Origin of the sequence: Paenibacillus alvei DSM 29, assembly GCF_000293805.1 — a bacterium.
GTDB lineage: Bacteria > Bacillota > Bacilli > Paenibacillales > Paenibacillaceae > Paenibacillus_B > Paenibacillus_B alvei.
On the sequence record NZ_AMBZ01000003.1, the window covers coordinates 185,746 to 201,880 of the forward strand.

Consider the following 16,135-nt stretch of genomic DNA (forward strand, 5'->3'; position numbering starts at 1 on the left):
AGAAATACGAGGGCAGCTCTCTGGAATTCAAGATCGACTCAAAGCAAAGGGATGCATTGCACCAACTTGCCGCCCGAAACGGCGTGACGCTATATATGGTGTTGCTGGCCGTCTATAAAGCTTTTTTGCATAAATATTCGGGGCAGGAAGACATCATCATTGGTGTGCCGATTGCGGGGAGAACCCACAGCGACTTGCAAGGTTTGATAGGTATGTTTGTCGGGACATTGGCCATCCGCAGCTATCCAGCGGGAGAGAAGCCGTTTCTGTCTTATTTGAAAGAAATCAAGGAAACGATGCTGAGCGCCTATGAACACCAGGACTACCCGTTCGAAGAACTGATTGAACAGGTGCAAGTCAATCGAGACTTGAGCCGCAACGCGATCTTTGACACGATGTTTGTTTTGCAAAATACAGAAAGCAAGCCGTTTGGACTCGATCAGCTCCAGATGAAGCCATATCATACCGAGCATAAGACAGCAAAATTTGATTTAACCTTGCAGGCGGTGGACGAAGAAGCCGGAATAGCTTTCCATTTGGAATACGCAACTTCATTGTATAAGCTTGAAACCGTGCAGCGGTTTGCGAGACACTTTGTGCAGTTGATCGCCTCAGTGATCGAAAATCCGCAGGCGAGCCTTGCAACGCTGCAAATCGTGGCGGATGAAGAACGGGTGCAACTGATCAGTTTGTTTAACGATACCCAATTACCGTATCCTCAAGAGCTTGCCATCCATCAACGGTTTGAGGAGCAGGCCGAACGAACGCCACATGCACCTGCCGTTTTATTCGGGGAGAAGCAATGTTCCTATGGAGAGTTGAACGAGAAAGCAAATCGTTTGGCGCGGACGTTGAGAAGAGCCGGGGTTGAAGCGGAACAGTTGGTAGCCATTGCGGCTGAACGTTCTATTGAGATGATTGTCGGTATACTGGCAATCCTGAAAGCGGGAGGAGCCTACGTGCCGATCGACTCTCACTATCCGGAGGAACGCATACGTTACATGATGCAGGATGCAAATGTTCGCGTACTGCTAATCCAGAGCCATTTACAACAAACTGCCTTTGCTGCCGAAAAGGTTGTGCTTCTCGATGACGAGCTAGCTTACGACCAAGATGGTACCAATCTGAAGCCGCTCACAGGGCCGACTCATCTGGCGTACGTCAACTATACTTCGGGCTCTACAGGAACTCCCAAAGGAGTCTGCGTCACACAGCGCGGGGTTGTACGTCTTGTTGCCCAAGCAAATTACGTAGACATCTGTGAAAGTGACGTCTTTCTGCAAGGGTCAACCATTTCCTTCGATGCTGCGACATTTGAGATTTGGGCCAGCTTGCTGAATGGAGCGTCTTTAGCGCTCATGCCTCCAACCGGCTTGTCGCTGGAAGATTGGACGCAAGCGATTCGGAAGTATCAAGTCACGATTGTATGGCTTACGGCAGGATTGTTTTCGGTTATGGCTGAACATCAACTCGAAGGATTGGCAGGGGTCAAGCAATTGCTCGTGGGGGGCGATATTGTATCGAAACCGCATGTGAAAAAAGTTTTGGAACGCTACCCGAACCTGCGATTAATCAACGGGTACGGCCCGACGGAAAACACAACGTTTACATGTTGCCATACGATCAGCTTGGAGGATATGGATCGATCTACCATTCCGATCGGTCGTCCAATCAGCAATACACAAGTGTATGTGCTGGATCGAGCAGGCATGCTGTTGCCTCTGGGTGTGGTGGGAGAGCTGTATGCGGCTGGAGACGGCGTAGCTCGCGGTTATTTGAATCTGCCTGAACTGACAGCGGAGAGGTTTGTAGACAATCCGTTTACACCAGGTGGAAAAATGTACCGAACAGGCGATCTCGCTCGCTGGTTGCCAGACGGTACCCTCGAATACGTGGGACGAACGGATCAACAGGTAAAAATTCGCGGGTACAGGATCGAAATTGGAGAAATCGAGGCGTTGCTTGGACAAATCGATGCTCTGCGCGAAGCCGTTGTGATCGCAAGGACTGCTGAAAACGGAGAACGGCAGCTATGTGCGTATGTTGTAGCCAATCGGAAACTGGCTGCAGGCGAACTGCGAGAACACTTAGCTCAGCGATTGCCAAATTATATGATTCCTGCGTACTTCGTGCAGATCGATCGGATACCGCTGACGGCAAATGGTAAAATCGATCGAAAAGCGCTGCCGGCGCCGGAAGAAAACCTTCTGGCTGCGGCTGAATATGCAGCGCCCCGAACTCGCGTCGAAGCGCAGCTCGTGAACATTTGGCAAGAAATACTTGGTCTTGACCGCGTAGGTGTGCGCGACAACTTTTTGAAATCGGCGGTCACTCTTTGCGCGCTACGACCATGGTGAGCCGTCTGCACAAAGAACTGCAAGTGAACGTACCGTTGCGGGATGTATTCCGGTTCTCTACCATCGAGCTGCTGGCCGAGGTCATAGCAGATAGAGAGCAGCAGACGTTCACTGCTATCGAACCTGTCGAAGAGCAGGCGTATTATGCAGTGTCTTCCGCGCAAAAGCGGCTGTATATCTTGCACCAGCTCGAAGAAACGGGACTGAGCTACAATTTGCCTATAGTGCTGGAACTTCAAGGAGCGCTTGATCGGCAGCGGTTTGAATCCGCGCTTCACAAGCTTATTGCCCGTCACGAGACGCTGCGCACAAGCTTTCACATGGCAGAAGGCGAGCCTGTACAATGTGTTCATCATGAGGTTGGCTTTACTGCGGAATACGTGCAAGCAAGCGAAACGGAAGCCGCGGAAGCTGTTCGGACATTTATTCGCGCCTTTCATCTGGAGCAGCCGCCGATCTTGCGCGTCGGGCTGATAGAGCTTGCGTCTGAACGCCATTTGTTCGTGCTCGACATGCATCACATCATTTCCGATGGCGTATCGATGGGCATTTTGGTAGATGAATTTGCTCGCTTGTATGAAGGGGAAGAACTTCCGCCTCTGCGTATTCAATACAAAGACTACGCGGCATGGCAGCAGTCCGAGACGCAAAAAAAGCGCAAGCAGCAGGAGGAGGCCTATTGGTTGAATAGGTTCTGTGGGCCTATTCCAGTTCTGGAGCTGCCGACCGATTATGTCCGGCCTGTGGTACAAAGCTTCCAGGGAGAATCACTGTCATTTATGCTTGGGAATCCGCTACGCCAGAGCTTGAAACGGATAGCGGCAGAAACCGGATCGTCTCTGTATATGGTACTGCTGGCGATATATACAACCTTGCTGCATAAATATTCGGGTCAAGAGGATATTGTTGTTGGTACGCCGATTGCAGGCAGATCACATAACGACTTGGAGTCACTGGTGGGTATGTTTGTGGGCACGTTAGCGATACGCAGCTATCCGGCAGGCAACAAAACATTTTTATCGTATGTAGAAGAAATAAAAGAAACGATGCTTGATGCCTACGAGCACCAAGGCTATCCATTTGAAGAATTGGTCGAGAAGGTGCAGGTCAAAAGGGACAGAAGCCGCAACCCGATTTTCGATACGATGTTCGTTCTGCAAAATATGGAGCAAAGAGATTTGCAAATCCAGGGCTTGCACATCCAGCCCTATGCAATCGAACATTCCGTAGCGAAGTTTGATCTCACCTTCCAACTGGTAGAGGTGGAGAACGGAATCTCGTGCAGCATCGAGTACGCTTCTTCCTTGTTCAAACGAGAGACCATTGCGCGGATGGCGAAACACTTCGAGCAGTTGATTCATGCGGTTACGGCAAATCCTCAGGCACAGATTGCGTCGTTAGAGATCCTAACTGCGGAAGAGCGCGCACAGCTTGCGGCAGGATATGCGACAGCTTCGGAATATCCTCGAGAAGCAACGGTATACCAATTGTTCGAGCGGCAGGCGGAAAAAACGCCAGAAGCGGTAGCCATCGTTCATGAAGAAGAGCAAGTGACATACAGAGAGCTGAATGCCCGTTCCAATCGCTTGGCAAGGACATTGCGGGCAGCCGGCGTACGAGCGGATCAATTGGTCGGCATTTTGGCGGATCGGTCGGTGGAAATGATCGTCGGCATACTAGGTGTGTTAAAAGCCGGAGGAGCTTACGTGCCGATTGATCCGGAGTACCCGGAACAACGCATTCGTTACATGTTGGAGGACTCCGGTTCGCAGGTGCTTCTCACGCAGCATCATTTACGGGCTCGCGTACAGTTTGAAGGAAAGCTTATCGATCTAAACGATCAGGCCGCCTACAGCAAAGATGAATGGAATCTCGAGCCGGTATCAAGCGCCAACGACCTTGCTTATGTGATTTATACATCGGGAACGACAGGAAATCCGAAGGGAGCAATGATTACTCATCAGGGCCTGACGAATTATTTATGGTGGGCGAAAAACGTATATGCTGACGGAGAAAGGCTGGATTTCCCGCTGTACTCTTCCATTTCCTTCGACTTGACGGTGACATCCGTATTTATGCCTTTGCTTACAGGAAGTCTGATTCGGATTTATAGCGGGGAAGACAAAGCGCTATTAATTGAGCGGATTGTAACTGATAATCAAGTCAACATTGTCAAGCTGACGCCTGCTCATTTAAGTTTGATCAAGGAATTGAAGGTCACGCCCGGATCGAACATCCGAAAGCTGATTGTCGGTGGAGACAATCTTGGCACAGATCTAGCGAGAAGCATCCATGACCAATTCGGTGGAGAAATCGAGATATTCAATGAATACGGCCCGACAGAAACGGTTGTCGGCTGCATGATTTATCGATATGATCCGGCAACCGATACGAGCGGTTCGGTTCCTATTGGCGTACCGGCTGCGAATGTCAGCATCTATTTGCTCAATTCTGATGGCAAGCAAGTTCCGATAGGGGTACCAGGAGAAATCTATATTGCTGGAGATGGAGTCGCGAGAGGGTACCTCAACCGCTCTGACTTGACGGCTGAGAAGTTCGTAGACCATCCACTCGTTCCTGGAAAGCGAATGTACCGCACAGGAGACTTGGCAAAAATGAAGGCTAGCGGAAACTTGGAGTATTTGGGTCGTGCAGACGACCAAGTGAAAATACACGGCTTCCGCATTGAGCTGGGCGAAGTGGAAGCCGCTCTGACGAAAGTGAAGGAGGTGAAGGAAGCGGCGGTTATTGCTCGCGAAAATGAAGCGAAGGAGAAGCTTCTATTCGCATATGTCGTAGCGGATACCGAGCTTGTGGCCGGAGAACTGCGGAGAGCCTTATCCAAGCAGCTCCCAGCCTATATGATTCCGACGCGGTTCGTGCAACTGGATATGATGCCGCTTACAGCCAATGGCAAAGTCGATCGCAGAGGCTTATCTCATATACAGCTCAATGAGCCTCTTCAAGCAAACTATACAGCGCCAAGAAATGCGTTAGAACAAGCGCTTGCCGACATTTGGCAGGAGATTCTCAACTTAGAGAGGATCGGCATTCACGATAACTTCTTCGATGCAGGCGGTCATTCTTTGAAGCTGATTCAAATGATTGGTGAAGCTCGCCGTAGATTGAATGTGGACATATCGTTTAGTGCCGCCTTCGCTTACCCGACGGTTATGGAACTCGCTGATCACCTTCAAAGCGGAAGCAGTTCAGAAGATCTAGCGAAGCAGCCAACGGAAGGAGTGTCCGTGTGGAACGGAAACGATGCAAACGGCATAACCTTGCATTGTTTCCCGCCTATCGTCGGATTTGGTCAAGTATTTACGATGCTGGCGACATTACTGCGAGATACGGCTGCTATTTATGCCTATGATTTTATTAGCTGTGAAGATGCAGCCTCATACTTTGCCCAAAGCGTTCACAAGCTGCAGCCTCAGGGCCCACTTTATTTGTTGGGTTACTCTGCCGGAGGTAATCTGGCATTTGAAGTGGCCAAGCAGTTGGAACAACAAAATCGCGAGGTAGCCGGCATCATTATGCTTGATGCCTACCCAAGAAATTCGCATACCTTGGACATGCCGCAAGAAGAGTACCTGGAGACGCTACAAGAAGAAATTTCTCTATTTCTACGTTATGTTCCAGGACTAGACGCAGAAGAAGTGAGACAAAACATAACGGCTTACAAGAATTGGATCGATAATATGGCAACGACAGGAGAAGTTCGGGCAGACATTTATCTGATTCAATCGTCAGAAGCAACAGGAGAAGTAGAACGCGGATGGACGTCCTGGAGCGAGTTAACAACTGGACAGTTGCACTTCTATTCAGGAAACGGCAAACACGAGCAGATGCTGGAAAGAGACTATGCTCCAACAAACGCATCTATCATAAAAGCGATTTTGGAAAACTCCAAAGCTTACAAGTAAAGAAAAGTTGACCATTGCATGTAAACGGGTACCCATAGACTGGACACTAAGAAAAAAAGGTGTTCAGGCTGTGGGTATCTTTTTGTATAACGAAGTAAGCACGGAAGGGATGACATGAGTAAGAAACTTTTTAGCGAAGCAGACCGTGAACTTTTGTCAATGAACAAATATGTAAGGAAAATTAGCGAAAAATCATAAATTATCATTTTCATTGAGACATTATTTTACGAACATACAAGGGGGGTTAGACCTCATACTTGCAGCTTTTTTACATAGAAAATAGGAGTTGCTTCCGGAGTTTTTGAAGAGTTGACTTAGAGTTATTTTATGGTATTATAACAATATTAGTACTGAAAATACTAAATTGGTACTCTAGGTACGTAGGGGATAAGCAGAGGAGAAAATGAATGGCAGTAACTATGATTTGTTTCTTACCTATCGGGATGACATTGATGATGGAATTTTTTTGTAGTCGGTATGACGCTATATCATTTGGGCTGATGATCGACGTGAGGAACCATTTTGCGTCCAGTATTCAATTTCACGTTCAACGATAGATTACTATCTAACTTGGAGAGACAGAAAGGAAGATGACCATGGCTGAGAAACAATTGAACAAACATGGAGGTAACATTCTGATATCCGATGATGTCGTCGCCACAATCGCTGGTCTAGCTGCGCTTGAAACTCCAGGAATTGCTGCTATGTCAGGCGGACTGTCGGATGATTGGGTAAAGATGTTGAGTGGCAAGAACTTGCAAAAGGGGGTGTCTGTCAAGGTAGGTGAAGTTGAAGCTGCTATAGACTTGCGAGTTATTGTTGTGTACGGTATGAAAATTCATGAAGTGTGTCACCAATTGCAGGTAAACATCCGCGATGCAGTTCAAAATATGACTGGACTTAGCGTTGTAGAGATTCATGTAAAGGTAGAGGAAGTCTCTTTCAAAGATGAGGAGTTGAAGGAAATTCAACGAATTAGCAAATAGGCACTGATATGCAATATTAATGGATAAAAACAATAGGTGAGGTGTAACTATATGTTGGATCCGCGACTCACAAATTTAGCTAATATGCTTGTAAACTATTCTACAAAAGTGCAAAAGGGAGACAATGTATTAATAGATTCAACTGGAATCGACACATCTTTGACAAAAGAACTTGTGAAAGCCGTGCATAAAGCAGGTGGGCACCCATTCGTAAATCTGCGCGAAAACGCTGTACGACGCCAGCTTTTATTAGAGGGGACTGAAGAACAGTTTAAGACCTGGGCTGAAATTGAAAAATATCAGATTGAAAAAATGCAAGCTTGTATTGTTGTCGACGGTGGGCAGATCAACGAGATGTCAGATGTACCCGATGACAAAATGAATCTGTTTTCTTCATTATACCAGCCCGCTATGATGGAGGTGTTTACATCCAAATGGATCTATCTCCGTTATCCGACTCCTTCTATGGCTCAGCTGGCTAATATGAGTACAGAAGCATTTGAAAACTTCTACTTTGATGTTTGCGCGGTGGACTATGCCAAAATGGCACGTGCAATGGAACCTTTGATCGAATTGATGGAGAAGACAGACCGCGTTAAAATCCAAGGGCCAGGTACGGAGCTTACTTTTTCGATCAAAGGTATTCCGGCGATATCGTGTGCCGGTGATAACAATATTCCGGATGGAGAAGTGTATACTGCTCCGGTTCGTAACTCTGTGAATGGAGTTATCACGTTTAACATCCCATCACCTTATCAGGGATTTACATTCGAAAATGTCCGACTGGAGTTTAAAGATGGGAAGATCATTCATGCGACAGCAAATAACACCGAGCGGCTAAACAATATCTTAGATGCGGATGAAGGTGCACGTTACATAGGGGAGTTTGCAATTGGGGTAAATCCAGCCATCAGGGAACCAATGCAGGATATTCTGTTCGATGAAAAAATCGATGGCAGCTTTCATTTCACACCGGGGCGATGCTATGATAATGCATCAAATGGGAATGAGTCAGCAATCCACTGGGACATGGTGATGATCCAACGCTCAGAGTATGGCGGTGGAGAGATTTGGTTTGATGATCGACTGATTCGAAAAGACGGACGTTTCGTGATTCCAGAACTGGAAAAGCTAAACCCCGAAAATCTAAAGTAGTTCAAACGGTGGGTGATCGTTCCTCCGCTGAAGGCACAAATGGCTGAATGTGATTGAACAGGGCTAACTTGGTTGCAGAGTTTGACCCCAAGGAGATAAAGAGTTACACTTTTCTAGTACCTGAAGTACTATAAATGGATCTATGGGTACTACTCTTGGTTTGAGGTGAACTAAGGATGAAAGAACGGATTGCCAAAACTGCTATCGCGCTATTTCATGAAAAAGGAATCAAGTTTACAATGAATGATTTGGCGCGCGAATTAGGTGTAAGCAAAAGCACGCTGTACGAGCATTTCCCGTCCAAGGACGAACTTATAGGTTATGTGGTTCAGCAAGTTAACGAAGAAACGGAAAGACGTTTTCGAGAAGTGATCCAAGATACGAATTTGACCATATCTGAAAAATTAAAAGGGATACTCTTGATTGTCCCTCATGATTTTCAGAACAGCTATGTACGCTTACTGGTCGAACTTCGGCGGTACTACCCCGAACGGTGGAGGGAAATGGAGCAAGCCATTAATGATGAGTGGGATATCATTACTAGCCTCATTGAAGAAGGCATCCATAATGGTGATTTTCGTCCGATGCATATCCCAACACTGATCCAAACCCTCAATTTCTTAATGAAATCGATTTTCGATCAGCGCAATTTAGCTTCCAGCCAAATTACGGTGCAAGAATCTCTTTCCATGATGGTAGATATCATATTGAATGGAATTAGGAAGTGAACGAAGCGCCCATTCGTTAGAGCTGAGAAAAACAATGCTTACAGGTTGCCGTTCTTCTCAGCTTTCTTGTTTTCGTGGATTCATTTAGAGCAAATTTATGCTATATGATAACGTTTGTACTCAAAATAATAATATAGTACTTATAGTACTTGGGTGGAAATGAAGAAAGGTGGGAGAATCCGATGGGATTTTGGGAAATCAGTTTGATCTTTGTTAATTTCGTCCTTCTGGGATGGACTCTATTTGCAGGATGGAAGACAAAACGGTGGTCTGTCACCGCCTTGACGGTTGCATATGGTGTTCTTATCGTACAGCTTATCGCTGAAGGTTTTCGTTGGCAGATGATTCCGGCTTATTTGTCCCCAGCTATATTGACAGTATGTTATCTATTGGCCAGGAGCAAAGAGAGGCCCAAAAATAGAATTACGTTCACGGTTCGTACATTGTTGCTTGTCATCTATTTGTCTGTAGCGGTCGCGATGCCTGCACTCATGCCTGTATCTTTATTTCATAAACCGACCGGCCCATTTATGGTCGGCACAACGCTGTATCATTGGGTTGATAATCAGCGGGAGGAACTTTTTACAAAAGATCCGAATGACCGGCGCGAGCTAATGGTACAGATGTATTATCCTGCAGGTGATAAAGGCGAGGGGAATCGCGATCCCTTTATCCGCAATGCGCATGAGGTTGCAAAGGGACTGGAAGCAGATTTGTCCCTCCCGGCATTCGTACTAGGCCATCTGAATGTGGTGAAATCGAATGCGTTCACGGAAGCCCGGCTCTCAGACGCGGAGAGTCGTTATCCCGTATTGATCTTCTCCCATGGGTTGAACGGTTTTCGCAATCAAAATACGTTTCAAGTCGAAGAGTTAGCAAGTCAAGGTTATATCGTCTTATGTATCGATCATGCCTATGACGCTGCGGCTACCGTCTATCCAGACGGTCGAACCGCATATTTTCAGTCTGCTAATCTAACTGAACTTGCTGAAAGAGATCGCCATATCAAATTATGGCGGGAAGATACTGCTTTTGTGCTAGATCAAGTGGAGAAGCTTAACCGAGGCGATATAGACGACCGCTTTACGGGAAGGATCGACACCTCTCGAATCGGAATGTTCGGCCATTCTTATGGTGGCGCTACCGCTGCGCAAATGCTTGTGGAAGACACCCGCATCCAAGCAGCTATTAATATGGATGGTCTGTTGTATGGGTCGAATGTGCCAGATACGGGAATCGGCAAACCGATTCTGCTCATGAGTGCAGGGATAATCGATGATCCACTTGAAGATATCAAGGTAATAAATAACCGCAACGAGCGTGCGCTTGCCGGCGGTGGCATGTCGATGGTCGTTCCTCACACGGATCATACGAGCTTCACTGATTTTCATCTGATTTCACCTTTATTGCGAAGCCCAGGCGAAGATCCGCGGTACGTTCATCGTATTATCAACGAGTTTAGCCTCGCTTTTTTTGACCTTTATGTGAAACAGACAGGCGACAGCTCAGCACTAGAAAGGTTGGCCGCAAAATACCCGGAAGTTAATTTTAAAGTGAACTGAAAGGTAGGGGAAATAATCAAAAAAAGGAGAGGACAAACATGAAAAAAACAGGAGTACTTATCTTAGCGGCCGCAATAGGATTAGGTTTTAGCAGCAATGTACATATTCCGGTTGCTATTGCAGCCGAGTCGACTCCGACCATCCTGCCGATCAATTTAGCTGTAGACGGGACGGTAACCGCAAGTGGTGAAAATGGGTCGCATGAAGGCAAGGAAAAAGCGTTCGATCAGTATATTTTTTCGAAGTGGTTAACATTCAATACTCCAGCATGGCTGCAATATGAATTCACGAGTGCCAAGATCGTTAACTCGTACTCCATTACAACCGCGGATGATGAGCCGGGGAGAGATCCAAAAAGCTGGGTGTTAAAAGGATCCAATGACGGGATTGTCTGGGATGATCTGGATACACAGCAGAATCAAAGCTTCACCTCCCGACATCAAACGAAAACCTATTCATTTGCCAATACGGCTGCTTACAAATTTGTAAAGTTTGATAACTTTGCTAATCAGTACGATGACGGCGGGATGCTGCAGTTGTCCGAAATTAAGCTATTCGGTGATGATGTGCAGACTTTCAGCACGATCAAGCCTACGGTTACTGCCAGCGGAGAAAATGCGCCAGACGATATCAAGTCGAATCTGGTTGACGGATCAAGCAATACTAAGTGGCTAACTTGGAACAATACGGCATGGTTGCAGTTCGACTTTGGCGAACAGGTTATGATCGATGATTACGCGCTTACGTCGGCTAAATCGTACAACAATAGTCCCGATGCTGATCCGAGAAGCTGGGTACTGCAGGGATCCAATGATTCTACCAACTGGACGGATTTAGACACGAAAAGCGATGAGAACTTCAAGCTTCGTCATCAACGTAAACATTACTTATTGAATAACAATACAAATGCCTATCAATACTATAGGCTCAACAATATCCAAAATCATAGCGGCTACGCTCTGCAAGTAAGCGAAGTTGAATTTTCGCGCACGAATGACATGTGGCATACCGAGAACCCGATCATCGAAGTTCAGAATCTTGCGGGCTACAGTTTATTCGATCAAGCGCTACCCAATGCCCAGCAAGAAATTTTGACGATCTTGCGTAAATTAAATGAAATTTTATACAAGAGTCCGGCAGAAATGCCGGTTAGAGTAAAGAAAATTCTAGTGGAAATCGTAGACACCCCTGGAGTTGCCTGGATGTCAGGAGACAATGAGTTAAAAACGCTAGGTATCAGTTCTCAGTATCTCGCAAGCTTCGCAGCTAATAATCCCAACAACTCATTACGAGATGAAATTATTGGAATCCTTTACCACGAATTGGGTCATGCTTATCAATATAGCGACTTTGATGTGGAAGCAGTAGCTGATAGCTTGCGTTACGAAACGGGTTATCATAATCGTTATGGTATCAGCCCAGGTGGAACTTGGTCTAGCAATGGAACAGCGAACTTCATTCGCTGGATTGAAGATACGAAACATCGCGGGTTCATTCGTGCTTTAAATGCGGAAAGAATTCCTTATGGCATGAATGAGCAGCAAATTCAATTGTGGAAAGAAAGTCAATTTCAATCGATTACTGGCATAGACGTGAATACCCTATGGTCTCAATATCAACAATCACTTTCTAATCATTGATTGGGTATTTCAGTTGCAAAAGAGGTGATAGGCGGCCCTTACATGGAAAAGTAGGGGGCGCTTTTCTGTTTACATTACATTTCTTCCCCAATTTGAGTGATCCAGCTCTCTCCATCTCCGGCTTAACCCATCTAACCCTTCATCTCAATGATGCTCAATAGTAGTCACCTCGGTTGCATGTTTCCTTACACGACAAAGGTCAAAATTTTACCCACACAAGGTCATAATCCATCCTTTGTTCTCCCTTGTCTGCCGCTTATGATGAAGTCAACAAATTATAAGCTGAGGTGACATAAAAAGTGGAAGAGACAAAATCAAGTTATCAGCTTCCAAAACAGCAGGCGGAGAGCGGAGTGAAAAAATTTTGGTCGCCACGGAGAAAGGAAGCATTAGTTGGTTGGCTGTTTTTACTGCCTGAAATTGTGGGCATGTTGATGCTTAATGTATTTGCCCTTGGGTTTTCGTTGTATTTAAGTTTTACGGATTGGGATTTACTGTCTGGGGTATCAGGTATTAAATTTGCCGGTTTGCAAAACTACATTCATCTATTTCAAGACCCGACCATTTGGAAGGCATTATACAACAACTTAGTGTATACGGTGTTAACCGTTCCAATTCCGATTGCGATTGCGCTTGTGCTAGCGGTCGTTATTCATAGTAAAGTCTACTTTAAGGATTACTTTAAAGTCGTATTCTTCATACCTTATATTTCTTCGATTATTGCTGTGGCAGCAGTGTGGAGCATTTTGTTCCACCCATCGCTAGGCCCAATCAATCAATTTCTAATGGATCTTGGTATATCGAATCCTCCGAAATGGCTCGTTGATCCGAAAACATCACTCATCGCGGTCGCCATAATTAGTGCGTGGGCAGGGCTCGGTTATACGATTATTATTTATATGGCGGGACTGTCCAATATTTCCGAAGAATTATATGAAGCGGCAGAAATTGATGGGGCGACAGGGTTGAAGAAGTTTTTCAATATCACGATTCCGCTGCTCCGTCCAACGACGTTCTTCTTGCTTATTACGATGCTAATTGGTTCATTTAAAGTGTTCGATATTATTTCGTACTTGACCGAAGGCGGACCTGATAATTCATCAACGGTCATTGTATTCCGTATTTATCAAGAAGGCTTTGTCAACTACAATATGGGCTATGCATCTGCAATATCTTGGCTGTTATTTGCGATTATTGGTCTGATTACAGCGGCAACGTGGAAGATGCGTCAAGAAGAATCATTTTAATAGAAAGGGAGAATATGATGCTAACCTTACGTAATAAGATTTCTAAAATTATCGCTACCGTGTTAATGGGAGCATTGTCCATATTTTTCATCTTTCCATTATTATGGATGGTATCGTCGGCGTTTAAATTTGAAAAAGATGTGATGCGCTTCCCGATTGAATGGATTCCATCCGCAACCAACTTTATCAATAACTTTAAGGCAGTATGGATGCAAAGGGTACCGTTTGGTCAAATTTATGTAAACTCTATTAAAGTGGCGATTATCGTTACTATACTTTCGCTACTTATATCAACGATGGCAGCTTATTCATTTACGAAACTACAATTTCGCGGCAGAAACCTCGTATTTGCCATGCTGCTAGCCATGATGATTATTCCTGATCAAGCGACGCTCATTCCTCGCTTCATGCTGATTCGTTGGCTAGGACTATATGACACCCATGGAGCGCTAATATTGATGGGTATGTTTTCGATTTATTTTACATTTTTGTTGCGTCAATTTATGGCCGGAGTGAGTGATGATATTTTGGAAGCTGCTAAAATTGATGGTGCAGGGCACCTGCGTTCCTTCACTTCAATTATGCTTCCGCTCTGTCAACCTGTGATAGCGACGGTGGCGATTATTAAGTTCATCTGGTCGTGGAATGATTACCAAAATCCGTTAATCTTCTTGCAAACGAAATCATTGTATACCGTTCCGCTAGGCATGACATTGTTTAGGGATGATTATACGACCAACGATGCGATTATGATGATGGCGTCAGTGTCGGCGATTATTCCTCTGCTGATTGTGTTTATTGTTTTGCAGAAACAAGTTATCAGTGGGATTGCTCTTGGTGGTGTGAAGGGGTAAGCAAATCAGACTCGTGGTAAATCCGTAGGCATCTTTTAGTTTAGAGTCTTCAAAGAGGTCAAAATCGTTATCGTACAAGCACAAAATTATACACGCAAGCAAGTATTAAACGATATATACTGTCTGTAAGCGCTAACAATGGCCTTGATTAAAACAATTCTATCATTCATTTTAGGGGGAAGTTGCACATGGCAAGTAAAAGTAAACGTTATTTTCTTCTGTCAACATGTCTACTGCTAGCACTAATGATGTTTACAAGCGCTTGTGGAAACAAAGCTGACGAATCCGCACAATCGAACGGTACGGAGAAGAAGGAAGTGACCCTTAAGTACTATAACTGGGATAATGAGGCTCAACAAGAGGGGACAGACGCAATGCTGCGTGAGTTTGAAGCAGCTAACCCCGGTATTAAAGTGGAGCATGTCGTGCTCGTTCCAGGTAATTCATTGGAGATGTTGAAGAAATTAGACTTCCTTATTTCCTCAGGGGATGAAGTTGACGTCGTTCAATTACCAAGTACATCAGCGGTCGTTGAAAGAGCAGTTCGCAGTGCATTTACGCCACTCAATGAATTTTATGATAAAGAAGGTTTAAAAGCGGAAGATGAGTATTATGTAAATCCGCAAGTAGACGGCAAATATTACGGGATGCCATATACATCAGGTTATACCTATGTAATGCTCAATAAGAATGCGTTGGATGAAGCGGGACTGCCTGTTCCTAAATTCGGCTGGACATGGGATGACTATCGTGACTATGCGAAGAAGCTAACAAAAGGCGAAGGCGTAGACAAACGATATGGAACCTACTTCCATACATGGGAGTTGTATATGAATGCCCCAGCGCAAACGGTAATGAAAGATCCGTTCCGTTATGACGATGGCAGTACAATTCTGTCTGACCCAACCTATCCATATTTCTTCCAACTGCGCAAAGATATGGAGAGTGTTGATAAGTCAGCGAAACCATATGCGGATGTGCTAGCATCTAAGCTTAATTATCGCAGTGAATTTTTCGGCGGTAGTGCAGCGATGATCATGTCAGGCAGTTTCACGATTCCGGATCCAGGTAATCTTGAGCAGTACCCACATGATTTTGTGACTGCTTTCGCGCCAGTTCCTTTGCCTCCAAAGAATGCTTTGCCTAAAGATTATGAGGGCGGTAAATACTTTGTTGGCAGTTCACAATTAGCAATGGGTGCAACTACAAAGCACAAGGAAGAGTCATATAAGCTGATGCGCTTTATGTCTACAGCAGATTCAACCAATAGACAAGAGTTTTCCGGCTGGAAGAAAGCTGATCAAACAGCACTATTGGAGCGCATGATCGGCAAAAACAAGGACAAGTACGATGTAGAGTCGTTAAAGTACACACTGTTTGGCGACGATATTAAGTATTTGGATGCTTCCAAGGTGCTTACCATTTCGAGTGCAGATTTAACAAAAGTTATCGACGATGGCTTTAGCAAATTTATGCTTAGCAACGAGCCAATTGACAAAGTACAAGCATGGATGGTTGACGAAGCAACGAAGATTATTAATGAGAAAGAGAAGAAGTAACGATTAGGAAGTAACATAATAAATAGAAATCCGCTGAAACAAGGCGTCTCTATATTCCATGCTATATAAAGCGTAAATAGTGGGGAAAGGGACGCCTTTTCTGTATGGTGCTCAGAGAAAG

At 45.2% G+C, this 16,135-nt stretch carries 10 protein-coding genes (1 of these 10 cut by a window edge); all 10 read left to right on the forward strand.

The genetic code is table 11. The features are described from left to right. Positions 1–2,357: the final stretch of a non-ribosomal peptide synthetase gene (locus PAV_RS11285; protein WP_005546175.1), read on the forward strand. 21,067 nt of this gene lie to the left of the window's left edge; only the last 2,357 of its 23,424 coding nucleotides appear in the window; the start codon falls outside the window, past its left edge; it ends in the stop codon at positions 2,355–2,357. After that, positions 2,336–6,283 (forward strand): non-ribosomal peptide synthetase, encoded by a 3,948-nt coding sequence (locus PAV_RS32325; protein ID WP_005546176.1) that lies wholly within the window; start codon positions 2,336–2,338, stop codon positions 6,281–6,283. Before PAV_RS11285 ends, PAV_RS32325 begins: the two co-directional genes overlap by 22 nt. Before the next feature lie 596 nt (positions 6,284–6,879). After that, complete coding sequence (locus PAV_RS11295; protein WP_005546179.1) at positions 6,880–7,269, forward strand: Asp23/Gls24 family envelope stress response protein; 390 nt, start codon at positions 6,880–6,882, stop codon at positions 7,267–7,269. Positions 7,270–7,320: 51 nt separating this feature from the next. Then, positions 7,321–8,424: an aminopeptidase gene (locus tag PAV_RS11300; protein WP_005546181.1), complete on the forward strand. Its 1,104-nt coding sequence runs from the start codon at positions 7,321–7,323 to the stop codon at positions 8,422–8,424. A 176-nt stretch (positions 8,425–8,600) separates the two neighbouring features. Then, positions 8,601–9,152: a TetR/AcrR family transcriptional regulator gene (locus PAV_RS11305; protein WP_005546183.1), complete on the forward strand. Its 552-nt coding sequence runs from the start codon at positions 8,601–8,603 to the stop codon at positions 9,150–9,152. A 182-nt stretch (positions 9,153–9,334) separates the two neighbouring features. Next, positions 9,335–10,714 (forward strand): alpha/beta hydrolase family protein, encoded by a 1,380-nt coding sequence (locus tag PAV_RS11310; protein WP_005546184.1) that lies wholly within the window; start codon positions 9,335–9,337, stop codon positions 10,712–10,714. Positions 10,715–10,752: 38 nt separating this feature from the next. Then, positions 10,753–12,354 (forward strand): basic secretory protein-like protein, encoded by a 1,602-nt coding sequence (locus tag PAV_RS11315; RefSeq protein ID WP_005546186.1) that lies wholly within the window; start codon positions 10,753–10,755, stop codon positions 12,352–12,354. 299 nt (positions 12,355–12,653) lie between these two features. Further along, positions 12,654–13,601 (forward strand): carbohydrate ABC transporter permease, encoded by a 948-nt coding sequence (locus tag PAV_RS11320; RefSeq protein WP_005546188.1) that lies wholly within the window; start codon positions 12,654–12,656, stop codon positions 13,599–13,601. 17 nt (positions 13,602–13,618) lie between these two features. After that, positions 13,619–14,455 (forward strand): carbohydrate ABC transporter permease, encoded by an 837-nt coding sequence (locus tag PAV_RS11325; protein WP_005546189.1) that lies wholly within the window; start codon positions 13,619–13,621, stop codon positions 14,453–14,455. Between the two features lie 188 nt (positions 14,456–14,643). Beyond that, complete coding sequence (locus PAV_RS11330) at positions 14,644–16,014, forward strand: ABC transporter substrate-binding protein (protein ID WP_005546191.1); 1,371 nt, start codon at positions 14,644–14,646, stop codon at positions 16,012–16,014. Positions 16,015–16,135 lie beyond the last annotated feature (121 nt).